The sequence below is a fragment of the Promicromonospora thailandica genome (genome assembly GCF_024171955.1).
GTDB lineage: Bacteria > Actinomycetota > Actinomycetes > Actinomycetales > Cellulomonadaceae > Promicromonospora > Promicromonospora thailandica.
The window spans coordinates 309,583-331,917 of sequence record NZ_JAMTCS010000004.1 but is presented as its reverse complement, the minus strand read 5'-3'; the positions used below and the strand labels follow the sequence as shown (position 1 = coordinate 331,917).

21 protein-coding genes are annotated in these 22,335 nt (G+C 74.6%); 14 read left to right on the top strand and 7 right to left on the bottom strand.

Features of this window, described 5'->3' with window-relative positions:
- The first annotated feature begins 54 nt into the window (after positions 1-54).
- Positions 55-1,038 carry an AraC family transcriptional regulator gene (locus APR03_RS08630; protein ID WP_253834669.1) on the top strand — a complete coding sequence of 328 codons (984 nt, stop codon included), beginning with the start codon at positions 55-57 and terminating at the stop codon, positions 1,036-1,038.
- A gap of 6 nt (positions 1,039-1,044) precedes the next feature.
- On the opposite strand, the gene APR03_RS08625 is transcribed toward APR03_RS08630, so the two are convergent.
- Entirely contained in the window at positions 1,045-1,251 is a 207-nt protein-coding gene (locus APR03_RS08625) for a tautomerase family protein (RefSeq protein WP_253834667.1), read from the bottom strand.
- Between the two features lie 114 nt (positions 1,252-1,365).
- Here APR03_RS08625 and APR03_RS08620 point away from each other — a divergent pair, with 114 nt between their 5' ends.
- Both APR03_RS08620 and APR03_RS08615 read left to right on the top strand, forming a co-directional pair.
- Positions 1,366-2,229, top strand: coding sequence for an MmyB family transcriptional regulator (locus APR03_RS08620; protein ID WP_253834665.1), 864 nt, complete (start codon positions 1,366-1,368; stop codon positions 2,227-2,229).
- A gap of 94 nt (positions 2,230-2,323) precedes the next feature.
- Positions 2,324-3,556, top strand: a complete 1,233-nt coding sequence (locus APR03_RS08615; RefSeq protein ID WP_253834663.1) for a hypothetical protein — start codon at positions 2,324-2,326, stop codon at positions 3,554-3,556.
- Here APR03_RS08615 and APR03_RS08610 read toward each other — a convergent pair.
- Both APR03_RS08610 and APR03_RS08605 read right to left on the bottom strand, forming a co-directional pair.
- Positions 3,553-5,151, bottom strand: a complete 1,599-nt coding sequence (locus tag APR03_RS08610) for a sensor histidine kinase (RefSeq protein ID WP_253834661.1) — start codon at positions 5,149-5,151, stop codon at positions 3,553-3,555. The two genes, APR03_RS08615 and APR03_RS08610, sit on opposite strands and share 4 nt — an antisense overlap.
- On the bottom strand, positions 5,151-5,858 hold the full coding sequence (locus APR03_RS08605) for a response regulator (RefSeq protein WP_253834659.1): 708 nt from the start codon (positions 5,856-5,858) through the stop codon (positions 5,151-5,153). The genes APR03_RS08610 and APR03_RS08605 overlap by 1 nt, the downstream gene beginning before the upstream one ends.
- 101 nt (positions 5,859-5,959) lie before the next feature.
- Here APR03_RS08605 and APR03_RS08600 point away from each other — a divergent pair, with 101 nt between their 5' ends.
- From APR03_RS08600 to APR03_RS08585, 4 genes are read left to right on the top strand one after another with little or no spacing between them, the layout of a single operon-like run.
- Positions 5,960-6,640 carry a hypothetical protein gene (locus APR03_RS08600; RefSeq protein ID WP_253834658.1) on the top strand — a complete coding sequence of 227 codons (681 nt, stop codon included), beginning with the start codon at positions 5,960-5,962 and terminating at the stop codon, positions 6,638-6,640.
- Positions 6,637-7,692: a peptidoglycan-binding domain-containing protein gene (locus APR03_RS08595; RefSeq protein WP_253834656.1), complete on the top strand. Its 1,056-nt coding sequence runs from the start codon at positions 6,637-6,639 to the stop codon at positions 7,690-7,692. The genes APR03_RS08600 and APR03_RS08595 overlap by 4 nt, the downstream gene beginning before the upstream one ends.
- Positions 7,689-8,408 (top strand): ABC transporter ATP-binding protein, encoded by a 720-nt coding sequence (locus APR03_RS08590; RefSeq protein ID WP_253834654.1) that lies wholly within the window; start codon positions 7,689-7,691, stop codon positions 8,406-8,408. Before APR03_RS08595 ends, APR03_RS08590 begins: the two co-directional genes overlap by 4 nt.
- Positions 8,405-9,592, top strand: coding sequence for an ABC transporter permease (locus APR03_RS08585; protein WP_253834652.1), 1,188 nt, complete (start codon positions 8,405-8,407; stop codon positions 9,590-9,592). Before APR03_RS08590 ends, APR03_RS08585 begins: the two co-directional genes overlap by 4 nt.
- A 23-nt stretch (positions 9,593-9,615) precedes the next feature.
- On the opposite strand, the gene APR03_RS08580 is transcribed toward APR03_RS08585, so the two are convergent.
- Complete coding sequence (locus APR03_RS08580; RefSeq protein ID WP_253834650.1) at positions 9,616-10,959, bottom strand: glycoside hydrolase domain-containing protein; 1,344 nt, start codon at positions 10,957-10,959, stop codon at positions 9,616-9,618.
- A 184-nt stretch (positions 10,960-11,143) separates the two neighbouring features.
- On the opposite strand from APR03_RS08580, the gene APR03_RS08575 reads away from it, so the two are divergent.
- Positions 11,144-12,583 (top strand): AAA family ATPase, encoded by a 1,440-nt coding sequence (locus APR03_RS08575; RefSeq protein WP_253834786.1) that lies wholly within the window; start codon positions 11,144-11,146, stop codon positions 12,581-12,583.
- On the opposite strand, the gene APR03_RS08570 is transcribed toward APR03_RS08575, so the two are convergent.
- Positions 12,492-13,694: an acyltransferase family protein gene (locus APR03_RS08570; RefSeq protein WP_253834648.1), complete on the bottom strand. Its 1,203-nt coding sequence runs from the start codon at positions 13,692-13,694 to the stop codon at positions 12,492-12,494. The genes APR03_RS08575 and APR03_RS08570 overlap by 92 nt on opposite strands.
- Complete coding sequence (locus APR03_RS08565; RefSeq protein WP_253834646.1) at positions 13,691-14,785, bottom strand: D-alanine--D-alanine ligase family protein; 1,095 nt, start codon at positions 14,783-14,785, stop codon at positions 13,691-13,693. Before APR03_RS08565 ends, APR03_RS08570 begins: the two co-directional genes overlap by 4 nt.
- 303 nt (positions 14,786-15,088) lie before the next feature.
- Between APR03_RS08565 and alr the strand changes: the two genes are divergently transcribed.
- Genes alr through APR03_RS08545 form a run of 4 tightly spaced genes read left to right on the top strand, consistent with a single transcriptional unit; the run spans position 15,089 to position 18,994 of the window.
- Entirely contained in the window at positions 15,089-16,228 is a 1,140-nt protein-coding gene (gene alr, locus APR03_RS08560) for an alanine racemase (RefSeq protein WP_253834644.1), read from the top strand.
- On the top strand, positions 16,225-17,256 hold the full coding sequence (locus APR03_RS08555; protein WP_253834642.1) for a hypothetical protein: 1,032 nt from the start codon (positions 16,225-16,227) through the stop codon (positions 17,254-17,256). Before alr ends, APR03_RS08555 begins: the two co-directional genes overlap by 4 nt.
- Positions 17,253-18,290 (top strand): CapA family protein, encoded by a 1,038-nt coding sequence (locus tag APR03_RS08550; protein WP_253834640.1) that lies wholly within the window; start codon positions 17,253-17,255, stop codon positions 18,288-18,290. Before APR03_RS08555 ends, APR03_RS08550 begins: the two co-directional genes overlap by 4 nt.
- Positions 18,287-18,994 (top strand): M15 family metallopeptidase, encoded by a 708-nt coding sequence (locus APR03_RS08545; protein ID WP_253834638.1) that lies wholly within the window; start codon positions 18,287-18,289, stop codon positions 18,992-18,994. Before APR03_RS08550 ends, APR03_RS08545 begins: the two co-directional genes overlap by 4 nt.
- A 14-nt stretch (positions 18,995-19,008) precedes the next feature.
- On the opposite strand, the gene APR03_RS08540 is transcribed toward APR03_RS08545, so the two are convergent.
- Positions 19,009-19,884: an alpha/beta fold hydrolase gene (locus APR03_RS08540; protein WP_253834636.1), complete on the bottom strand. Its 876-nt coding sequence runs from the start codon at positions 19,882-19,884 to the stop codon at positions 19,009-19,011.
- Between the two features lie 84 nt (positions 19,885-19,968).
- Between APR03_RS08540 and APR03_RS08535 the strand changes: the two genes are divergently transcribed.
- Both APR03_RS08535 and APR03_RS25190 read left to right on the top strand, forming a co-directional pair.
- Positions 19,969-20,463 (top strand): CGNR zinc finger domain-containing protein, encoded by a 495-nt coding sequence (locus APR03_RS08535; protein ID WP_253834634.1) that lies wholly within the window; start codon positions 19,969-19,971, stop codon positions 20,461-20,463.
- A gap of 669 nt (positions 20,464-21,132) precedes the next feature.
- On the top strand, positions 21,133-22,308 hold the full coding sequence (locus tag APR03_RS25190) for an NUDIX hydrolase (RefSeq protein WP_253834632.1): 1,176 nt from the start codon (positions 21,133-21,135) through the stop codon (positions 22,306-22,308).
- Positions 22,309-22,335 lie beyond the last annotated feature (27 nt).

Sequence of the window (22,335 nt, the reverse complement as noted above, 5' to 3'; positions counted from 1 at the left end):
GGGCGGCGGGTGACATACGAAGCGGAACCGGGACGGGTCAGGTTCAATCGGTCCATGAAGGCGGATGGAGAAGCGGCGACGGCCCGGAGCCTCGACCGCGCAGCCGACCTCGTGCTGCGGCGCGTGCACGAGCGTGGACGGGCCGAGGCGCTGGGCCTCCGGCTCGCGCACATGACGATCACGCTGGGTCTCGGGTACCAGCGGTACACGCCGTCGATGGCGGTGGTCCTGGCCGGGCGCAAGCGGTCCATCATCGGCGACGACAACCAGGTGTGGGGCGCCGAGCACTTCCTCATCACGCCCGTCGATCTCCCCGTCGTGGCCGGCATCGTCGAGACCGACCCCGAGCGAGGGTTCGTCTCCGCGCGGTGGGAGCTGCCCACCGCGATCGTCACCGAGGTGGCGGCCACGATGGCGCCCCCGTCCCGGCCCGCGGAGCCGGTGGGCCGGCTCGGCACCTGGACGCCCGCCCTGGCCGACGCGTTCTCCCGCCTGCTGTGCCTGCTCGACGAGCCGGAGAACATCCCGGTGCTCGGACCGCTCGTCGCACGCGAGGTCGTCGTGCGGCTGCTGCAGACCGACCAGGCCCCGCGGGTGCTCGCCGCGATCGGCGGTGACGATCCCGTGGTGCCCCGCGCCGTGCACCTGCTCACCGGGCAGATGGCCGACCCGTGGTCGCTGAGCTCGCTCGCGTCCGCCGTCCGGGCCAGCCAGCCGACGCTGTCGCGGCGTTTCCGGGAGGCGACTTCCATGACGCCCATGCAGTACCTCAAGCGCCTGCGGCTCGGCGAGGCCCGCCACCGCATGATCGTGCTGGGGGAGACGGCGGCGCAGGCCGCCGCCGCGGTCGGCTACCGCAGCGTGCCGCACTTCTCCCGCGACTACCGCGGCCTGTACGGGGCGCCGCCCGCCGCGGACGCCGCACGCATCCGGGAGAAGCTGCGCCTGTGGCGGGAGGTCGAGCCGGCCGCCGCCGCCGTGGCCGAGCAGGCGCTCGCCCTGACGCTCGACCCGACGACGCCGGCCCTCACCCACTGATGCCCGTCAGCTCACGCCCAGCACGTCCCGGTCGAGGATGGTGCCGCCGAGGCTCCAGCCGCCGTCGGCCACCTCGTCGAGGATGACCAGCGTCGTGGAGCGGGCGCGCTCGCCGTAGACGGCCACGAAGGCCTCGGTCACGGCGTCCTGCAGCGTCTTCCTCGACTCGGGGGTGAGGGTGTCCGCGGGGATCTTGAGGTTGGCGAACGGCACGGGAACGACCTTTCTGCGAAGGGTTGGACGCACCCACCCTGCGCCCGCTCGCGAGGCGGTACCAGGGGATGCCGTCCCCTGGGTCGGCGGCCCCGGCTCGCGCAGACTGGGAGCATGAACGGAACGAAGTACGCGGAGCTGGGCGCGTTCCTCCGGTCGCGTCGCGAGCGCATCCGGCCCGAGGACGTCGGACTCGTCCCCGGGCCGCGCCGCCGCGTGCCGGGGCTGCGCCGTGACGAGGTGGCGCTGCTCGCGGGCGCGTCCGTCGACTACTACAGCGAGCTGGAGCGAGGCGCGGGGTCGCAGCCGTCGGAGCAGATGCTCGCCGCGCTGGCCCGGGCGCTGCGCCTCACCTCCGACGAGCACGACCACGTCTTCCACCTGGCCGGGCGGCCCGTGCCGGTGTCGGGCGGCCCGGCGTCGCACGTGCACCCCGGGATGACGGACCTGCTCACGCGCATGACGTCGACGCCGGCGCAGGTGATCACCGACCTGCACGTCACGCTCGCGCAGAACCCGCTCGCCGTCGCCCTGCTCGGCGACCACACGCGGTTCCAGGGCCCGGACGCGAGCTTCGTGCGCCGCTGGTTCACCGACCCGCGAGCGCGCGCCCTGTACCCCGAGGAGGAGCACGCGACGCAGTCGCGGGCGTTCGTCGCGGACGTGCGCGCCGCCGTGGCCCGCCGCCCCGCCAAGGACGCCGAGGCGCGGTCCCTCGTCGCCGACCTCCAGGCCCGCTCTCCGGAGTTCGCGACGCTGTGGGAGCGGCACGACGTCGCCGTCCGCCGCGCCGACCGCAAGCGCCTGCTGCACCCCGACCTCGGCCTGCTCGAGGTCAACTGCCTGCACCTGTTCAGCGAGGACGGGCGCCAGCGGCTGCTGTGGTTCACGCCCGCCGTCGGCACCGGCACCGCCGACAAGCTCGAGCTGCTCGCGGTGCTGGGCACGCAGGCGCTGGCGGGGGACGCCCGAGCCTGATCCGGGTGGATGAAATCTGCCGTCGCTGCTGGCGCCGGCCACCCCCGGCCCGCCACGATGCAGGCAAAGGTGCCAGGTGGGGGGGCGGTTGGAGATGTTGGGGAGCGAGGGCGCACGCGAGGCCTCCGTGCGGCTCAGGTTCCGCGGGTACACCGGTGGCGGGTACCTCGCCTCCGTCGTCTGGATGTTGCTGCTCATCTTCGGGGGTATCGGGATCGCGTTCGGTGTGTGGTCCCAGGACCGGTACGACGTGGCGCACGACCTCTACCAGAGCGGTGCGCAGGCCGAGGCGCACGACGCGCAGGTGTATCACCGCACGTGCAAGGGCTGCCACTCGCGTCTTCGCGCGGTGGTCGAGTACCCGGACGGCCCGCGGACCCTCTCCGATCTGCCGACGATCATCGTCGATACGGACGGCCTGCCCGCCGATCGGTGGGTGACGGCTCCGCCGCCCTACGACGGCGCGTTCACGGTGTACTACGACCGCGACGACCCCACCGACCCCGACTCGATCATGTCGCTGCAGGACGTCGAGGACCAGGTCTACCAGGACGGCCCCTTCGGGACGTGGGTGGGCCTCGGGGTGATGCTGACGCTCCCCCTCGTGCTGACCCGGCCCGCCGTGCGTTCGACGATCGATGCGCACCGCAGGTTCCACGCCGCCCGCCATGCCGTCGACTCCCGCCTCGACCTGCTGCACGGCTCATTCGAGGACGACCGCGAGCTCGACGGGCTCCTGCGGACCGCCGCCGAGCAGGCCACCGACCGGAGCCGCTCGACGGTCCGCCGTGAGCGGGTACTCGACCTGGTGATGGCGACGGGCGTGGTGCTGCTGGCCGTGAGTGCGCTCCTGTGGGCGACCGGCGGGCGGGAGGCCGCCATCGCGTACCACCTGCGCGACGTCGGCGTCGAGACGAAGGCTTTCGACGCGCTGGTCACCATCGACACGCGGGACGGTCGCACCGTGTCCACGAAGATGTTCGCGGAGGTCCGCGACACCAAGGACCCGACCGAGTACCACGACGTCGAGGTCGTCGTGCCGGTGCGGTACATCGAGGAGCAGCTCGAACCCGGCTGGTACACCAACGTGGAGCCGTACCGGGACGGGTTCGTCGTGCTGCAGGACACCGGGCACCCGGGCTGGGTGGTGCCGCTGGGCGACCTCGACCACCTGGCCCGACCGGGTGCGATCGTCGTAGCGTCGGCAGCCGGGCTCGCCGGTCTCGCGCTGTGCGTCGGCGTCCTCGCCTGGCCGCTCCGGCGCCGCAGGACCGAACCGGGCCTCATCTTCCAGGTCGACCGGCCGGTCCGGTTCCCGCGCGGCTAACGGTCGTCCGCACCTCGACCGGCCGGCTGCAGGTCCGCGCCGCCCGCGCGCCCCGCGTCCGCCGGCAGCCGCAGCATGAACGTCGTCCCGCGGCCCACCACGCTCTCGACGCCGACGCTCCCGCCGTGCAGCTCCGCGACCTGGCGCACGATCGCCAGGCCCAGTCCGCTGCCGCCCGTGCCGCGGGTCCGCGAGGCGTCGGCGCGCCAGAACCGCTCGAACACGTGCGGCAGGTCCGCCGCGGCGATGCCCTCGCCGGTGTCCCGCACCCGGACGACGACGACGCCCCCGTCGGGCGCGCCCGTCACCTCGACGCTGCCACCGGACGGCGTGTGCCGCACCGCGTTCGCCACCAGGTTGGTCACGGCCTGCCGCAGCCGCACCGGGTCGGCGTGCACCGAGACTCCGGGGGCGCGGGCCGCCAGCCGGACGCCCTTGGCGCTCGCGGCCGCGCCCTGCCCGCGCACCACCTGCTCCAGCACCGCCGCCAGGTCCACGGGCTCGGGGTGCAGGCGCAGCTCGCCGGCGTCGGCCAGCGCGAGGTCCTGGAGGTCGGCCACGAGGTGCTGCAGGTGCAGCGCCTCCTCGTGCAGGGAGTCGACGAGCCCGCGGTCGGTCGGGGTGAGCCCGTCCTGCGCGGCCTCGAGCCAGCCGCGCACGCTGCTCAGCGGGGTGCGCAGCTCGTGCGCCACGTCGCCCACCATCGCGCGGCGCAGCCGCTCCTGCTCGCCGCGCCGTTCGGCCAGGGAGTTGAACGCGGTCGCCACCTCACCGATCTCGTCGCGGGTGCGCACCAGCGCGCGGGCGTCGTCGTCGCCGTCGGTCATGCGGCGCGCGGCCGAGGCGAGCTCGCGCAGCGGGCGCGTGATGCGCAGCCCGACGGCGACGCTGACCCCCGCGGCCAGCGCCAGCACCAGGGCGGCCAGGCCCGCGATGCGGGCCCGGCTCGGCGCCGACAGGTCCACGAACGTGCTGGCCACAGGCTCGCGACCGGTGATGAACAGGCGGGCGGACGGCGCGGACGGCGGCACGGCCACCTGGTCCGTCCCGGGTGCGGCAGCGGCAGCCCGGGAGCGTCTCGCGTCCGGCACGGGCCCCGACGACGGCTCGACGGACGGCTCGGTGGACGGCACGACGGAGGGCACGGCGGACGGCGTCGGCTCCGCCTCCTGCGCGCCGGGCGCGTGCTGCAGCAGCGACCAGTCCACCTGCGCGGGGTCGACGATCGCGCGCGTGTCCGCCAGGTCCACCGCGGTGCCGGCCGCGGGCGGGGTACCGGGGGCGGCGGCCGAGTCGGCGAGCAGGACGCCCTCGGTGTCGGTGAGCAGGATGTGGTACCCGGTGCGGTTGGCCAGCCGCACCAGCAGCGGCTGCACGCCGGACCAGTCCCGGTGGTCGCGCGCCCAGTCGAGCAGCACACCGTAGACGACGGCGTCGTCGCGCAACGTCTGGCCGTTGACCTCCTCGATCGCCGCGTCCGTGCTGCGCACCACGAGCCACGCCGTCGCGGCCACGGAGACCGCGCACACCGCCAGCGACATCGCGATCAGCCGGGTGACCAGGCTGCGGTGCAGCGGCACGCCGCCGCGCGCCATCAGGACGCCGTCCGCTCGGCGAGCTTGTAGCCCACGCCGTAGACCGTGACGAGCTCGGGGGCGGGCCCCGCCGCGGCGAGCTTGCGGCGCAGGTTCACCACGTGGGTGTCCACCGTGCGGCGCGAGACGTACCGGGCCGTGCCGTACAGGTCGGTCACCAGGCTCTCGCGCGTGAACGCGCGCCCCGGCTCGGCGGCCAGCAGGGCCAGCAGCGCGAACTCGCCGGGCGTCAGCCGCACCGCGACGTCACCCACGTGCACCTCGTGCCGCACCGGGTCCACGCGCAGGGCGCCGACGACGAGCGCGCCGTCGTCCGCCGGACCGGCTGCCGGGCGCGACCGGCGCAGCAGCGCGCGCACCCGGCCCATGAGCTCGCGCGGGCTGTACGGCTTGGTCACGTAGTCGTCGGCGCCGAGGTCGAGGCCCAGCAGCAGGTCGTCCTCCGCGGACCGGGCTGTGAGCATGAGGATGGGCAGCCGCGCCAGCAGCGGGTCGCGTTCCGCGCGCAGGATCCGGGCGACGTCGAGGCCGCTGACGCGCGGCAGCATCACGTCGAGCACCAGCAGGTCGGGCGCCTCGCGCCGCACCTGCTCCAGGGCACCCCGGCCGTCGCCGACCACCGTCGTGTCGTGCCCGTCGTTGCGGGCGTAGAGCTGCACCAGCTCGGCCTGCTTGGGGTCGTCCTCCGCGATGACCAGTCGTGCCATGCGAGCCAGCATAGGAAGCCGCGGGCCCGGAACCGCGGGTCTGACGGGCCCCCGACCAGATCCTGACAGGTTCCTGACATGCCGTCCCTAGCGTCGGCGGCATGACCGACCCCACCACCACAGCCACCCCGCGCCGGGCCGCGCTCCTCGCGGCCGCCCTGCTCCTCGTGGGCACCCTGACCGCGTGCGGTACCACGCAGGACACGGCGGCCGACCCGCCCGTCGCCTCCGTCCCGGACAGCACGGACGACGGCACGGAGACCGGCACCGGCGGCGATACGGGCGACGACGACACGAGCGGCGACGACACGAGCGACCAGCCACCGGCCGACGACGCCACGCCCACCGGCCGCCCCCAGCTCCGCATGGACGACTCCCCGGAACGCGAGGCCGCCCTCTGGACCACCTACGACCAGTGCCTGCTCGACAACGGCGCCCAGGTCAACGACGGCAGGCAGGCCGGCGTCGCCGCGGCCACCGGCGGACGCGAGGCGATCGTGGTGCTCCAGCCCGTGCCCGAGGAGGCCACCACCGCGTGCGCCGACCTGCTGCCGCTCCAGCCCCCGGAGCTCGACCCGGACATCAACCCCGACTACCACGACGACTTCGTCGCCTGGGTCACCTGCATGCAGGAGAAGGGCATGCCCGTGCACCTCACCAAGGACTCGGGCGACCCCACCCTCCCGTCCTGGACGTACGACGACAGCGACGTCGTGCTGCCCGACGACGCCGACGTCATCGAGGAGGACTGCATGCTCGCGGCGTTCGGCGGCGACCGGTGAGCCGCCGCCGCACGGCGCTCGCGGCCGGCGTCACCGGGGTGCTGGTCGTCGCGCTGGCCACGGCCGGCCTGCTCTGGTTCCGCTCCGGCACCGCCGACGCCGACCCCGAGGCGACCCCCTCGACCGGGCCCACCACGACGGTGCAGCGCGTCGACCTCACCGACCGGCAGCTCGTGCCCGGCACCCTCGGGTTCGGCGTGCCGCAGACCGTGACCGGCCGCGGCGGCGGCACCGTCACCGCGCTGCCCGCGCCGGGCGCCGTCGTCCGCCGGGGCGAGCAGCTCTACCGCGCCGACGACGAGCCCGTCACGCTGCTGACCGGCGGCACGCCCTTCTTCCGGAAGCTCGCCGTGCCGAAGAAGGCCGGGGAGGCCTACCTCACCGGCAACGACGTGGCCGTGCTCAAGAAGAACCTCGACGCGCTCGGCTACTACGTCGGCACGCGGCAGGACCCCGCCTACACGCCGGCGCTCGGGGAGGCGGTGCGGCAGTGGCAGGACGACGTGGGCCTCGAGCCGACCGGCGAGCTCGACCCGGCGTCCGCCGTCGTGCTGCCCACGGCCGTGCGCGTCGAGTCCGTGTCCGCCGCGCTCGGCGACCCCGCCGACGCCGACCTGATGACGGTCACCTCGACCGCGCGCACCGTGTCCGTGCAGCTCGACGCGGTCCAGGGCGCCGCGCACCCCGTGGGCGCGGCCGTGACCGTCATGCTCGCCGACGGCACGGCCGTACCCGGCGAGGTCGCGTCCGTGGGCACCCAGCAGGGCGACGACGGCGCGCAGAAGTCCGTCGCCGTCATCGCCGCGGACGAGCCCGGCGCGTTCGACGGCGCGACGTCGGACGCCGTGCGCGTCGCCTTCGCGGGCACGACACACGAGGACGTGCTGGCCGTCCCCGTCAGCGCGCTGCTGGCCCTGGCCGGCGGCGGGTACGGCGTGGAGCTGCCGGACGGCACGCTGCTGCGCGTGAAGACCGGCCTGTTCGCCGACGGGCTCGTGGAGGTCTCGGGCGACGGCGTCACCGACGGGCTGACGGTGGTGGACGCGCCATGAGCGAGCCGACCGGCGGCGTCGTCGAGCTCGACCACGTCACCAAGACGTACGACGGCGGCGTGACCGCCCTCGACGACGTGTCCCTCACCGTGGCCGACGGCGACCTGCTGGCCGTGGTCGGTGCCTCCGGCTCCGGGAAGTCGACGCTGCTGCACCTCATGGGCACGCTCGACCGGCCGACCAGCGGCACCGTGCGGGTGGCGGGGGAGCGGGTCGACACCCTCGGCGACCGCGCCCTGTCCGTGCTGCGGGCCCGGCGCATCGGGTTCGTCTTCCAGCAGTCGCACCTGGCCGACCGGCAGGCCGCCGTGCGCAACGTCGAGACCGGCCTGCTGTACGCCGGGGTGCCGCGGCGCCGCCGCGAGACCCTCGCGCTGGAGGCACTGGACCGGGTGGGGCTCGCGCACCGTGCCGGGCACCTGCCGCACCAGCTCTCGGGCGGGGAGCGCCAGCGGGTGGGCATCGCCCGCGCGCTGGTCACGTCGCCGGCCGTGGTGCTGGCCGACGAGCCGACGGGCGCGCTGGACTCGGTGACCGGGGCCGCCGTCGTCGACCTGTTCCGCGCGCTCAACGCGACCGGCGTGACCATCGTCGTCATCACGCACGACCAGGAGCTGGCCGCGTCCCTGCCCCGGCGGGTCACGCTCCGCGACGGCCGGGTGGTGGCCGACGAGCGCGCGGTCGCCGTCGGTGGCGCGAAGGAGGCGGACCGGTGAGGATCTCCCTGCTCGACCTGCTCCGCATCGCCGTGGGCGGGGTCACCGCCCGGCTGACCCGCGCCGCGCTGTCCGTGCTGGGCATCGCGATCGGCGTGGCGACGCTCGTCGCCGTGACCGGGATCCCCGCCTCGGGGCAGCAGGCGCTGCTCGCCGAGCTGTCCCGGCTCGGCACCGACCTGCTGGAGGTCTCGGCCCGCCCCGCGCAGAGCGACGACGTCGCGACCTTCCCCGCCGAGTCCGTCGCCATGGCGGGCCGGGTGGGGCCGGTGACGGGAGTGAGCGCCGTGGCGAACACGCAGGCCTCGGTGCGCCGCTCCGACGTGGCCGACGAGTCGTCCGGCGTGGGCGTGGCCGTGCTCGCGGCGCGCGACGACCTGCTGGGCACCGTCGACGCCGAGCTCGCCGACGGCCGCTACCTCGACGCCGCCGTGGACGGCTTCCCCACGGTGGTGCTGGGCGCACAGGCCGCGCGCTGGCTCGGCATCACCCGCCTGCCCGACGACGGCCCGGGCCCCCAGGTGCTCATCGGTGACCGGTGGTTCGCCGTGGTCGGGGTGCTGGAGCCGGCCCGGCTGGTGCCCGCGATCGACCAGGCGGCGCTCGTGGGCTGGCCCGCCGCGGAGCAGTACCTGGGCTTCGACGGGCGGCCCAGCGTGCTGTACGTGACGGCGCGCGAGAACGCGATCGAGGACGTCCGGGCGGTGCTGCCCGCCACGGTGAGCCCGGAGCTGCCGGGCCTGGTGGCGGTGAGCCGGCCGTCGGACGCGCTGCTCGCCAAGCGCCAGACCGAGACCACGTTCTCGGGGCTGTTCGTGGGGCTGGCCGGGGTGGCGCTGCTGGTGGGCGGCATCGGCGTGGCCAACACGATGATCGTCTCGGTGCTGGAGCGGCGCGGCGAGATCGGTCTGCGCCGGTCGCTCGGGGCCACCCGCGGGCACGTGCGCGCACAGTTCCTCACCGAGGCGGTGCTGCTCTCCGGGGCCGGCGGGTTCCTGGGCGTGCTGCTCGGCGCCGCGGGGACCGTCGTCTACGTGCTCGCGCGCGGCTGGCCGGTGGTGCTGCCACCCGCCGCGGCCGGGCTGGGCCTGGCCGGGGCCGTGGTGGTCGGCGTCGTCGCGGGCCTGTACCCGGCGGTCCGGGCGGCGCGGCTGCCCCCGACCGAGGCGCTCGCGTCGGCGTGAGCCGGGCCGGTGCGGCGTTGCCCTCAGGGGCAGCGCGGCACCGGCGCGCTCCACGTGGTGCTCGACCGGTTGGACACGTAGTAGTCCGTGACCCACCGCCCGTCGCTCAGCCTGTTCCACACCGCGGTGGTGCCCACCCGGCTGCCCGCCTTCTGGCACATCACCGGCGCCAGGGCACCGCGCCGCAGCGGGCTGCCGGTGGTCGGGTAGGACACGCCCGGGCCGGTGCGGGCGTTGAGCGAGTCGGTGGTCACCTGCCCCGGGTACGTGCACCGAGGCAGGGCCGGGGAGAACCCGGTGCTCGACGGCGTGGACACGTAGTAGTCGCTCACCCACGCCCCGGTGGTGAGCCGGTCCCAGACCGCGGTGGTGCCCACGCGCTGCCCCAGGCCCTGGCACACCGCGGGGAGCGCCGCGCCCGGGGCGTAGGAGCGCACCACGGAGTAGGAGGTGCCGGGTCCGCTGCGGGCGTTGAGCGCGTCGGGACTCGTCACCCGGTAGGTGCGCGCGACGGTGGCAACGGGCGCCTTGAGGCGGTCGGAGTCGATGTTGAGGGTCACCCCGCCCCAGGTCTCGTCGTGGTCACCGCGGTACTGCTTGGCGCGCTGGCTGAGCGACCACTGCCAGTTCGGCGCCGTCGGCCAGCCGGTCAGCGCCTGGTTGCCGTCCCACCGCGCCATCCAGACGGCGTCCGGCCGGGCGTAGGAGGTCGAGGTGTAGCTGCTCGACAGGTCACGCAGCCCGGAGTCCTGGTGCACGTACACGCCCGCCAGGTAGCCGGAGGCGTGCAGCTTCTTGGTCCAGGCCGAGACGTAGCGCCGCACCGCGGTGCGGCACGAGGTGACCGTGCGGTCGTAGTGCTCGACGTCGGCGTACAGCGCGCTGCCCGGCAGCAGGCCCAGGGCCTTGGCCCGCGCCACGGCGTCCGTGCCGTCCGAGGTGCCGAGCACCGTGGCGTTCGTCGCGTTGTAACGGTGTTCCTTGTCGCCGAACATGCAGTACGGCTGGTACCCGAAGTAGGTGGGCAGCAGGCGCCAGCCGGCCGCCGTGGCGTCGCGCACCCAGGACGCGGTGAGGTTCGGCTGGGCGCACCCGCGGTTGTTGCCGCCGAAGTAGATGTTCACGGCCGTGTAGGGCGACCTGCCCTTCCACGCTCGCAGCGCCGCGAGCGACGGCGCGGTGCACGCGTCGAAGCCGAGGCGGTCCGCCCGCGTGACCGACGACCCGGACGGGTACACGACCGGCGTCTCCAGCTCGGCGGCGGGCCCGGCGGTTCCGGTGAGCACGGTGCCGGTGAACGCGAGGGCGACGGCGCCGCCGGCGGCGGCCAGGCCACGCACGATGTGCCGGACGACGTGGTGGACCATGGCGCACCTCCAGGAGACGGTTCGGCCCCCTTCTCGCAGTATCCGCCGTCCGGCCGGAACGGCCAGTGCTCCAGGGTCACGATTCGGCAGAGGCGCTACTTTGGTGGCGCCGGGCCGCCGGGACGAGAATCCTTGTCCGCGCAGCGTGACCGGAGGGGCGAGGAGCGAGGCGACCGTGGGTGAGATGTTCGCGTCCGGCAGCACGACGCACGCTCGCGCGCTGGGCCACCGCCTGGAGGCGGCCAGGCGGCGCGCCTTCGTCGGGCGTGCGGCCGAGATCGCCGCGTTCCGGGCCGCCCTGGCCGACGCCGCGGCGTCCACCGTCCTGTTCGTGCACGGCGCGGGCGGCACCGGCAAGACCGCGCTGCTGCGCCGGTTCGTGAGCGAGGCCGAGAACCTGGGCCGCCGCGTGGTGCGCACGGGGCCGTACCGCGCGGCGTCGTCCCTGAACCTGCTCCGGGCCGAGCTCGCCCTGCTCGCCCCGCCCGGCCACGAGGCGGACGACGGCGCCGCGCCCCCCGTGCTGCTCGTCGACGACTTCGACGGCTGGGCCGAGGCCGAGACGTGCCTGCGCGAGGCGCTGCTGCCGACGCTGCCCGTCGGCACGGTCGTGGTGCTCGCGGGCCGTCGGCCGCCCGGGCTGGAGTGGACCACCGACCCCGGCTGGCAGGAGCTCCTGAGCGTGCACGAGCTGGGCGACCTGTCGCTCGACGAGGCGCGCCTGCTGCTCGACCGGCGTTCCGTGCCGCGGGACCGGCACGACGTGCTGCTGGCCGTGGCCGACGGCAACCCGCTGGCCCTGCTCGTGGCGACCGACGCGCTCGGCGCGGGAGCGTCCGACGACGACGTGCGGCTCGCCGTCGCGCACGTGGTGCTCGACCGCGTGGTGGGGGAGCTGCCGTCGCCCGCGCACCGCCGCGCGCTGGAGCTGTGCGCCGCGAACCAGCCGGCGACGGAGGCGACGCTGGCGCCGTTGTCGGGCCTGGTCCCGGGGCCCGGCGCGCCGGGCGCCGTCGGCGACCCGACCGAGCTGTTCCGCTGGCTGCGGTCCCTGCCGTTCGTCGAGGCGGAGCCCGGCGGGCTGCGCGTGCGGCCCTTCGTGTGCCAGGCGATCGGGACCGAGTGGCGCTGGCGCGGCCCGGCGCCGGACGGCGCGAGCGCTGCGGCCCGGGAGGTCGCGCCGGCGGGTCCGGCCGCCCGGAGGCCGCGCGCCGGGCGAGCCCCGGCCGCGGCGCCCACCGTCGCCCCCGTCGCCGCCCCGGACCGGGACGCCTTCGAGAGCGAGGTCCGCGAGGCGCTGCGCTCGTGGCGGCGCCCCGACCTGCTGGCCAAGAACCCCCTGGTGCGCACCCGGATGGTCGCCGAGCGCCCGGAGAAGGACCGGGTCGCGGCGCTGCGCCACGTGCTGCAGGAGGCGCTGGACGAGATGAGCCAGGACCCGCGGGAGGCCAAGAGCCACCGGGCCCTGGTGGCCACCTACCTCGGCGGCGCCCCCACGCAGGAGGCCGCCGCCGAGCGGCTGGGGCTGCCGTTCAGTACGTACCGGCGGCACCTGGGCCAGGGTCTGGCCGTGCTGGTGAGCCTGCTGTGGTGGCGGGAGACCCGCGGCGAGCACGCCGGCTGAACGCCGGCAGGTCGAACAGCCACGTCGCGCCCGCGCTCATGAGCCACGAGTGCAGCGTGAGGCACACGCTGGCGAGCAGCGCCGTGAGCACGACGGGCAGCACCACCGCCAGCACGAGCTGGGGCGCCGTGCCGACCGCGGAGAACGGCCCCACGACCGCGGCGGTGACCAGCGCCAGCAGCGGCATGTGGATCACGTAGATCGGCAGCGTCTGCTGACCGAGCCGGGCGAGCATCGGCCCGACGCGTCGCAGCCGGTCGAGCTGGACGGCGACGGCGACGCCGAGCGCCACCGCGAGCAGGCACACCGCGGGCCACACGCCGAACACGAACTTGAGGTCCAGCACCTGGATCGCGACCATGGCCGCGCCGTAGACCACACCGCCGACCACGACGTGCCGCAGGGTCGCCACCTGCGCCCAGCGCTCGACCAGCGGCCGGAACCGCAGGCCGAGCAGGAAGAAGAACAGGTTCTGGTAGAGCTGGCCGCGGTTGCCCGGCGCGGCCAGCAGGCCCGCCGAGGCGATCGCCGAGAGCGCCAGCGCGGGCACCAGCACCGCCCACGTGGGCAGCTTCCGGGTCACCTTGGCGATCACGAAGTACAGGGCCAGGGCGAACAGGTACCAGAGGTTCGTGGGGGTGATGGTGATCTGCTCGAGCACGTCCAGGGCGCTGTGCGCGGCCAGGGTGTCGAAGTCGGGCACCATCGCCAGCACCGTGGTGTGCACCACGAACCACAGCAGGTACAGGTAGTAGAACCGGGCGATCCGGCTCCGCGCGACGACCGACCAGGGCCGCGCCGTCGCCGAGAGCGCGAACATGCCGGAGATCATGAAGAAGACGGGCATGCGCAGCGGCAGCAGCATGTCGCCGAACGCACCCCACAGCCCGGGCAGCGGCACCGGCAGGTGCCAGTCGATCGTGAGGTACATCTTCATGATCACGTGCCACAGCACGACCAGGAGGATGCACACGCCCTTGGCGACGTCGGCCCAGCCCGCGCGGGGCTTCTTGGCGGCCGCCGGTGCCACCACGGGAATCTGGATCGTCTCCGCCGCGGGGCCCGACGAGCTCGTCGTCGCGCCGCTCGGCGCACTGCTCGGTGCGGTCACGACAGGACGGCGGGTACCGGCCCGCGGGTGCGTGCCGTCTCGATGAGGATGTCCAGCAGCTCGGGGTAGTCGGTGCCGGCCGCCCGCCACATGCGCGGGAACTGCGACATCGCGGTCAGGCCGGGGATGGTGTTGACCTCGTTGACCGTCGGCACCACCTCGCCGTCGACCTCGGGCAGGAAGAAGTCCACGCGGAGCAGGCCCGAGCAGCCCAGCTCGCGGAACACCTCGAGCGCGACGGACGACAGCTGCTCGGCGATGCGCGGGTCGAGGTCCGCGGGCACGACGAAGTCGGTGATGCCGGCCTCGTACTTGGCCTCGTAGTCGAACCAGCCGTGCTCCTCGCCCACCTTGATCTCCAGCGGCGGGCTGGTGACCACGCGGCCGTCGGGCAGCTCCAGCACGCCGAGGTCGATCTCGCGGCCCGGCACCCCGGCCTCGACCAGCACCTTGGTGTCGCTCTCGCGGGCGGTGGCCAGCGCGGCCGGGAGCTGGGCCCAGTCGTCCACGCGCGTGACGCCGACGCTGGAACCGCCGCGCGACGGCTTGACGAAGGCGGGCAGGCCGATCCGCTCCAGGTCCTCCGGCGAGAGCTCGTCGTCCGGGGTGAGCAGCACCGCGCCGGGCGCCACGGGGATGCCGCGGCTCGCGAGGATCCGCTTGGTGAAGTCCTTGTCCATGCTGGTCGCGCTCGCCAGCACGCCGCTGCCCATGTAGGGCACGCCGGCCAGCTCGAGCACGCTCTGCACCGTGCCGTCCTCGCCGTACGGGCCGTGCAGGATCGGCAGCACCACGTCGGCGTCGCGCATCGCGTCGAGGGCGCGGGCCAGGGTCTCGGCCATGGTCGGCAGCACGGCGGGCTCGGGCGTCATGGCGCGCAGGGCGACGTCGTCGACGGCGGGCTGCGTCCCGTCCGGCTCGCCGAGGGCGGCGCCCACCACCCAGTGCCCCGTGGTCGTGATCCGGACCGGCACCACCTCGTAGCGGGTGCGGTCCAGGTGCTGCACGGCGCTGGCGGCGGAGCGGCAGGACACCTCGTGCTCGGTGTTGCGTCCGCCGAACAGCACGACGACACGGGTTCTTCTCGACATCTGTATCTCAATCCAAGGTCATGTCCGGTCACGCGACGACGGCCTCGGCGGCCGCGCACGACAGGGAGCGTCAGCACCCCGGGCCCGGATCCTCGTGCATGGCGCCGCTCGACCTGAAGGTCACTTTGTGCTCGGTTCACGGCTCACCGGAGAAAATACCCTAGACTCGGTCCCTCCTGCTGACGTCTGAGATCGGGTGCCTGCTCCCCGTCTGATCACCGGGATGACCACTGATCGGACTGGAGTGTGAGCAGGAACCTCCGGAAGGGTGCCGCCGTGCAAGTACCGACTCCCCCTCCACGGGTGACGGACACGATCTCCCGGCCCATGGACACGATGGCGGAGGCGGTTGTCGATCTGGACGCCATCGCGCACAACGCCCGCACCTTCGTCGAGCGGACCGGGTCCGACGTGATGGCGATCGTCAAGGCCAACGGGTTCGGTCACGGTGCCACGCGCGCGGCCCGCGCCGCGCTCGCCGGCGGCGCCACGTGGCTCGGCGTGGCCGGCGCCACGGAGGCCCTCGCGCTGCGCGCCGACGGGATCACCGCGCCCGTGCTGATCTGGATGTACCCGCCCGGGCAGGCCTTCGAGAAGGTGCTGCTCGCGGGCATCGACGTGTCCGTGGCCACGGTCGAGGCGCTGGACGCCGTCGCCGAGGCCGCCCGGGCCACCCTGACCGTGGCGAACGTGCACCTCAAGCTCGACACGGGCATGTCCCGCGGCGGCGCGCTCAGCGACGACTGGCCCGCGCTGTTCGAGCGCGCGAGCGCGCTGCACCGCGAGGGCGCCGTGCACGTGCGCGGCATCTGGTCGCACCTGGCCAGCGCCGAGGAGCCCGACATGCACGGGCTGCCCGAGCAGCTCGACTCCTTCGACGTGGCGCGCCGCCTCGCGGCCGACGCCGGGCTCGAGCCGGAGATCGTCCACGTCGCCAACTCGGCCGCCGCGCTGCGCGTGCCGCGCAGCCGGTTCGACCTGCAGCGCGTCGGCATCGGCCTGTACGGCGTCGAGCCCGTGCCGGGGGAGAAGCACGGGCTGCGCCCCGCCATGACCGTGCGCGCCCAGGTGCTGCTCACCAAGCGCGTCCCCGCCGGCACCGGCGTCAACTACGGCCTCGACTACGTGACCAGCACCGAGACCACGCTCGCGCTCGTCCCGCTCGGTTTCGCCGACGGCGTGCCGCGCCAGGCCGCCGGTGTGGCCGAGTTCCTCCTCAACGGCGTGCGCTGCCCGGTCGCGGGCCGTGTCGCCATGGACCAGGTGGTGCTCGACGTCGGCGACCTGCCCGTGCGGGCGGGCGACGTCGCCGTCATGTTCGGCCCCGGCGACCACGGCGAACCCACCGTGCACGACTGGGCGCGCTGGGCCGGCACCAACACGAACGACATCCTCACCGGGATCGGAGCACGCGTGCCGCGACGTTACGAGCCGCAGCCGTGACGCGGACGACCAGCGCGGCCGTCGGCGTGGTCGCCGTCGTCGCCGCCTACGCCGTGGACCGCCACTACCTCCAGGTGGCCTGGACCATCGACCTGCCCGTCCCCGTCGTGTGGTGGTGGCTGGGCGCCGTGCTCGGCGTGCTCGGCCTGCCCCTGCTGCTGACCTCGCTCGGCCGGGCCGTCGAGCGGCCGGCCATCGGGAGCTGGCGCTCCCTGCTGCTCGGCTGGGCGGTGCCGCTGCTCGTGGCGCACGTCGCGTGGCTCGGGTTCACGCTCGCCGTGCTGCGGCAGTTCAACTCCGGGTTCACGGGCATCCCCGCGCGCGGGCTGGCGGAGATCGTCCCGCTCGTGCTGCTGCCCCCGCCCGAGTACTCGCTGCTGTGGTCGCTCGCGCTCGCGCCCGTGGTGGCGCGGCTGACCTGGCGCCTGCCGACGGCGGTGCTCGTGCTGGGCCTCGCGGCGCTCACGCTGCTGACGCCCGCGGTGACGTTCCTGGTCTTCCTCATGGCGGGCCTGCGGCTCGGCCCGGTGGCCGACCGGCTGGCGGACGGCGCAGGCCGGTGGGCCCTGGCCCAGCGGGGCGCCGTCGCGCTCGTCGGTGCCTCGGTGCTGGGGGTGCCGCGGTTCCCCGACGCGCTCGCCGTCGTGGTGGCCGGCCTCGCGGTGCTGCCGTTCGCGCTGACCCTGGTGGACCGGTTCTCGGCGGGCCGGTTCGGCAGCCGCGGCCTCGCCCGGGTGGGCGGCGCGGCCGTCGCGACGTACCTGGCCATGATCCCGGTGCTCGCGCTGATCGACAGCGAGGCGCTGGCCCGGCTCGGGTACGTGGGGCAGGGGCCGCAGTACGCGGTGGCGCTGCTGGAGCCGGTGGTGCTGACCGCCGTCGTCGTGCTGTGCGGCGTGGTGGCCACGGCGCTCGTGCACGTCGTGCTCCGGCGCCTCCGCCCGCGGGGCGCCGACCCCGCTCGACCCGACCCCGGCGCGGACCCCGCGCCCGCTCTCCCGGAGGCTCTCACCGAGGTGGACCGATGAACGTCCGCACCCGGCGCCCGCTCGCCGCGCTCGTCGCGGGCGTCGCCCTGCTCGCCGTGGCGGGGTGCGCCACCGCGTCCGACGCGTCCGAGCCGGCCGAGCCGCCCGAGATCACGCTGACCTTCGCGGGCGACGTGCACTTCGAGGACCGCGTGGCCGAGCTGCTCACCGACCCGGCCACCGCCTTCGGCCCGGTGGCCGAGGAGCTCTCCGACGGCGACCTCACGATCGTGAACCTCGAGACGCCGATCACGTCGCGCGGCGTCCCCGAGGACAAGAACTACCTCTTCCGGGCGCCGGACACCGCGGTGCCCGCGCTGACCGAGGCCGGGATCGACGTCGTCAGCCTGGCCAACAACCACACGCTGGACTACGGGCAGCCCGGCCTCGCCGACACCGCGCGCAAGGCCGCCGCGGGCGGTCTGGACACGGTGGGCGTGGGCCCGGACATCGACGCGGCGTTCACGCCCGTGCACCGCACCGTCCAGGGCGTCGACGTCGCGATCCTCGCGTTCAGCCAGGTCGACGACCTCGCCGAGGAGTGGGCGGCGACCCCGGACCGCGCGGGCATGGCCATGGCGTTCGACACCGAGCGCGCGTACGCCGCGGTGCGCGCCGCGCGCGCCGAGAGCGACCTCGTCGTGGTGCTGCCGCACTGGGGTGCCGAGTACGACCAGTGCCCGACCGGTCGCCAGGCCGCCTTCGCGCAGGGCCTGGTTGACGCCGGGGCCGACGTGATCGTCGGCGCCCACGCCCATGTGCTGCAGGGCGCCGGGCACCTCGGCGACGCCTACGTGGCCTACGGCCTGGGCAACTTCCTCTGGTACAGCGAGGGGCTCGACGAGCCCTACAGCGCCCGTGCCGGCGTGCTCCGGCTGACCGTCCAGGGGCGCGAGGTGACCGGGTCGGAGTTCGTGCCGACCGTGATGACCCCGACCGGCCAGCCCGAGGTGCTCCGCGGCTGGCGCGCCGACCTGGCCCGGCACAACTTCGACGAGCTGCGCGCCTGCGCCGACCTGTCAGGAGAGTCATGACATCCAGCCTGTCCGGTACGTCGTCCGTCTCCCCGGGTACCGCGAACACGCCGCGCGTCGCGACGCTGCCCGCCCCGGACGGCGACGGCGAGATCGTCCTCCTGTCCGACTCGCGGGTCTCCGCGATCGGCGTCGAGGAGAGCGACGAGCCCCTGGTGGTGCTCGACGAGAGCTTCGGCCCGGCCGGGGCACTGGTCCGCGAGGGCGTCGCGCGGCGGCTGCTGCGTGCCCAGGGGATGCTGCCGGACGGCCTGCGCCTGGAGGTGGTCGAGGGCCACCGGCACCCGGCCGACCAGCAGCGCATCATCGACACCTACGCCGCCGAGGTCCGCGCCGAGCATCCCGGCATCGACGCGGACCAGCTCGAGGTGCTGACCAGCCGGTTCGTGTCGCCGATCGCCGTGGCGCCCCACGTGGCCGGCGCCGCGACCGACCTCACGCTCGCCGACGCGAACGGGCCGCTCGACATGGGCACCCCGATCGACGCGACGCCGGAGCAGTCCGGCGGCCGCTGCTACTTCGGCGCGCCCGACATCTCGCCCGAGGCCCGCGCGCTGCGCGACGTGCTGGCGCACGCCCTCGGTTCGGCCGGCCTGGTCAACTACCCCACCGAGTGGTGGCACTGGTCGTACGGCGACCGGTACTGGGCGCTGGTGACCGGGGCCCCTGCAGCGGTGTACGGGCCGGCGGCTCCGCCGTCCTGAGGCGCGCCGTCCGGTCAGGCGGCCGGGCGGAGGCGGCGGTCGAGGAAGTCCAGCATGAGCCGGGCCACCTCGGCGCCCGAGCTCTCCAGGAGGAAGTGCCCGCCGTCGAGCAGGTGGATCTCGGCGTCGTGCGCGTCGCGCGCGAACGCCTTCGCCCCGGCGGGGCCGAAGATCTCGTCGTTGCGGCCCCACACCGCCAGCACGGGCACGCCGCTGTCGCGCAGGTACTGGTGCAGGCGCGGGTACAGCGGCGGGTTGGTGGCGTAGTCGGCGAAGAGGTCGATCTGGATCGCCTCGTTGCCCGGCCGGGACACGAGCGCGTGGTCGTGGTGCCAGGTGTCCGGGCTGACGAGCGTCGGGTCCGGCTCGCCGGTCAGGTACTGCCAGCGGATCGACTCCAGGCTCAGGGCGCCGCGGACGCCGTCCTCGGTCTGCGGTGTGCGCTCGCGCCAGAGGTCGCGGACCGGACCCCAGAACTCCTCGACGAAGCCCTCCTCGTAGCCGTTGCCGTTCTGCGTGACGATCGCGGTGACCGCCTCCGGGTCGCGCAGCGCGAGCCGCCAGCCGACGGGCGCGCCGTAGTCCTGCACGTAGATCGCGTACCGGGTGACGCCGAGCTGCCCGAGCAGCTGCTGGGTCAGGTCGGTGAGCAGGTCGAACGTGTAGCCGACCTGGTCGGCGGGCGGCGCGTCGGACAGGCCGAACCCGAGGTGGTCCGGCGCGACGACGTGGTACCGGTCGGCGAGCCGGGGGATCAGCTCGCGGAACATGTGCGACCCGGCGGGGAAGCCGTGCAGCAGCACGATCGTGGGTGCGTCGGCCGGTCCGGCCTCCCGGTAGAAGAGCTCGTGCCCGGCGACGGTGGCCCAGCGGTGGTGGACGGCGCTCATGTCTAACCCCTTTCGTTGCTGTGGATGGTTAGAAACGGAAGCATGTGATCGTGTAACCTGTCAAGTGAACTTTGGAGGTTAGGTGTGGTAGCCGACGAGACATTCCTGCTCGACCTGCTCAACAGCACGCCCGTGGTCGACGGCGCGGCGCGCGACGAGCTCGACGCCGACTGGCTGCGCGCCCACGGCGGCACCGGCACGCCCGCGGAGCTGCGCGCGACGGCCGAGGCGCGCGAGGTGCTCCAGGCACTGTCGCGGGCCGAGGCCCCGCTGACGGCGCTCGCCCCGCTGCTCGACGGCGTCCGGCGCCGCCCGGTCGTGACCGACGACGACGTGACGTGGGAGCTCGACGTGCCCGACGCGCGCCGTCCCGCCGTCCGCGCGGTGCTGGCGTGGGACGAGGTGCGCCGGTCCAGCCCCGGGCGGCTGCGCCCGTGCGCCAACACCGAGTGCGCACGGTTCCTCGTCGACCACAGCAAGCCGAACCGGGCGCGCTGGTGCTCGATGGCGCTGTGCGGCAACCGCATGAAGGCCCGCCGCCACTACGAGCGCACCCGCACGACGGACGCACCCCGCTGATCTGGGACGCCCACCGAGATCTGGTGCCCGCCGGCTGGCATGGGGTGCCCGGCGGCTGAGATCTGGTGGTCCGGCGCCGAGATCTGGGCCCCCGCGGCTGACATGTGGTGCCTGGCGGCTGAGATCTGGTGTCCCGCCGCCGAGATCTTGTGTTCGCGCTGAGATCTGGCGGTGCGCTACCAGATCTCGACGTCAACTCCAGATCTCGCCGGCGGGACACCAGATCTCGGTGAGCCGGATGAGTGCCCACTGGCTTCTGCCGTGCCGCATGCCGCGCCGTGCCGGTGGCCTGCCCCCGGCATCTGGTGGCCGCCGAGATCTGGTGGCCTGGTGGCGAGGTCTGGTGTTCGCGCTGAGATCTTGCAGTGCGCTACCAGATCTCGGAGTGAACACCAGATCTCGCCGCCGGACCACCAGATCTGGGCAGAGCGCCCGGGTCGGACGGCGATGCCGCACCAGATCTCGGCGGGGCCGCCGTCCCGGCCGGCGACGCGACACCAGATGTCGGCGGAGCGAGGGTCCCACCCGCCGCCGGACCACCAGATCTGGGCGGGGTCGCCACCCTCGTCGGGCGTCGCGGCACCAGATCTCACCCGGGCGGCACCGCGCGCCGACCCGGGTTCACCAGGGGAATGGGTTTCCGGGCGGCGCTGGGGCAGGATGGCCGCCGTGGACCCCGTCGCTGATGCTGCCGCCCTGATCGCCGGCCGTTATCCCGAGGCCCGGTGGGCGCTGCTGGCCGGCAGCGTGATCGACCCGGGAGCGCGCACGGCGGGCTCCGACCTGGACATCGTGGTGTGCGTGCCGGACGACGCCGTGGGCCACCGCGACGCCGTCCGCTGGCGCGGCTGGCCCGTGGAGCTGTTCGTCAACACCGAGGCGGGCCACCGCTGGTTCATCGCCAACGAGACCGCTCGCCGCAAGCCGACCCTGGCCCGGATGATCGCCACCGGCATGCCCGTCGCGGGCGAAGCCGCGCTGGTCACCGAGCTCCAGGCCGAGTGCCGCGAGCTGGTCGAGACCGGCCCGGGTCCGGCGTCCGAGACCGTGCTGGAGGACGCGCGGTACGGGGTGACCGACCTGCTCGACGACCTGGCCTACGCGCGCGACATCGGCGAGGCCGACGTGGTGCGGTCCATGCTCTGGGAGCGCGTCGGGCACCTGGCCCTGGCCGCCGCGGGAAGGTGGGACGGTGGCGGCAAGTGGCTGCTGCGCGAGCTGCGCGCCTGGGACCCCGGCTTCGCGGCCCGCTGGGTCACCGCCCGGTACGACGACCAGGCCATGGTCGACGTCGCCCGCGCGACCCTCGACGCCGCCGGCGGACCGTTCTTCGAGGGCTACCTGCGCCAGGCGCCCGTCGTCGACGACGTCCCCGCCGCCGTGCCGCCCGTCGTGGTGCGGCAGGGCGCCCGGGCCCTCCTGATCGACGACGACGGCCGCCTCGTGCTCCTCAAGCGGACCGTCCCCGGCCGCGCCCCGTACTGGGTGACGCCCGGCGGCACCGTCGAGCCGGGCGACCCCTCGATCGAGGACGGGCTGCACCGCGAGCTGCGCGAGGAGCTCGGCGCGACCGCGAAGATCGGCCGGCAGGTGTTCCTCACCTCCCAGCCCAAGGACGCCGGGGTGGCCGTGAGCCACTACTTCGTGGCGCGGCTCGTCTCCCTGGACCTGACGCTGCGCTCGGGCCCCGAGTTCGAGGAGCCCGTGCGGGGCACCTACGACGTCGAGCACGTCGACCTGCACGACGAGCGGGCACTCGCGGACGTCGACCTGGTGCCCTCCGCCCTCAAGGCCTTCGTCCGCGCCAACCGGCACGCGCTGCTCGCCCAGGCGGGTGAGGTCTGAGCCGGTCGCGGTGGAGGGCCTCGCGCG

What these genes read in the sequence shown, in the direction of transcription:
- APR03_RS08630 (WP_253834669.1), top strand. Translation starts at nt 55, where the DNA reads ATGAAGGCGGATGGAGAAGCGGCGACGGCCCGGAGCCTCGACCGCGCA.
- APR03_RS08615 (WP_253834663.1), top strand. Translation starts at nt 2,324, where the DNA reads ATGTTGGGGAGCGAGGGCGCACGCGAGGCCTCCGTGCGGCTCAGGTTC.
- APR03_RS08605 (WP_253834659.1), bottom strand. Translation starts at nt 5,858, where the DNA reads ATGGCACGACTGGTCATCGCGGAGGACGACCCCAAGCAGGCCGAGCTG.
- APR03_RS08545 (WP_253834638.1), top strand. Translation starts at nt 18,287, where the DNA reads ATGACATCCAGCCTGTCCGGTACGTCGTCCGTCTCCCCGGGTACCGCG.
- APR03_RS08575 (WP_253834786.1), top strand. Translation starts at nt 11,144, where the DNA reads ATGTTCGCGTCCGGCAGCACGACGCACGCTCGCGCGCTGGGCCACCGC.
- APR03_RS08620 (WP_253834665.1), top strand. Translation starts at nt 1,366, where the DNA reads ATGAACGGAACGAAGTACGCGGAGCTGGGCGCGTTCCTCCGGTCGCGT.
- APR03_RS08580 (WP_253834650.1), bottom strand. Translation starts at nt 10,959, where the DNA reads ATGGTCCACCACGTCGTCCGGCACATCGTGCGTGGCCTGGCCGCCGCC.
- APR03_RS08540 (WP_253834636.1), bottom strand. Translation starts at nt 19,884, where the DNA reads ATGAGCGCCGTCCACCACCGCTGGGCCACCGTCGCCGGGCACGAGCTC.
- APR03_RS08610 (WP_253834661.1), bottom strand. Translation starts at nt 5,151, where the DNA reads ATGGCGCGCGGCGGCGTGCCGCTGCACCGCAGCCTGGTCACCCGGCTG.
- APR03_RS08600 (WP_253834658.1), top strand. Translation starts at nt 5,960, where the DNA reads ATGACCGACCCCACCACCACAGCCACCCCGCGCCGGGCCGCGCTCCTC.
- APR03_RS08565 (WP_253834646.1), bottom strand. Translation starts at nt 14,785, where the DNA reads ATGTCGAGAAGAACCCGTGTCGTCGTGCTGTTCGGCGGACGCAACACC.
- APR03_RS08590 (WP_253834654.1), top strand. Translation starts at nt 7,689, where the DNA reads ATGAGCGAGCCGACCGGCGGCGTCGTCGAGCTCGACCACGTCACCAAG.
- APR03_RS08550 (WP_253834640.1), top strand. Translation starts at nt 17,253, where the DNA reads ATGAACGTCCGCACCCGGCGCCCGCTCGCCGCGCTCGTCGCGGGCGTC.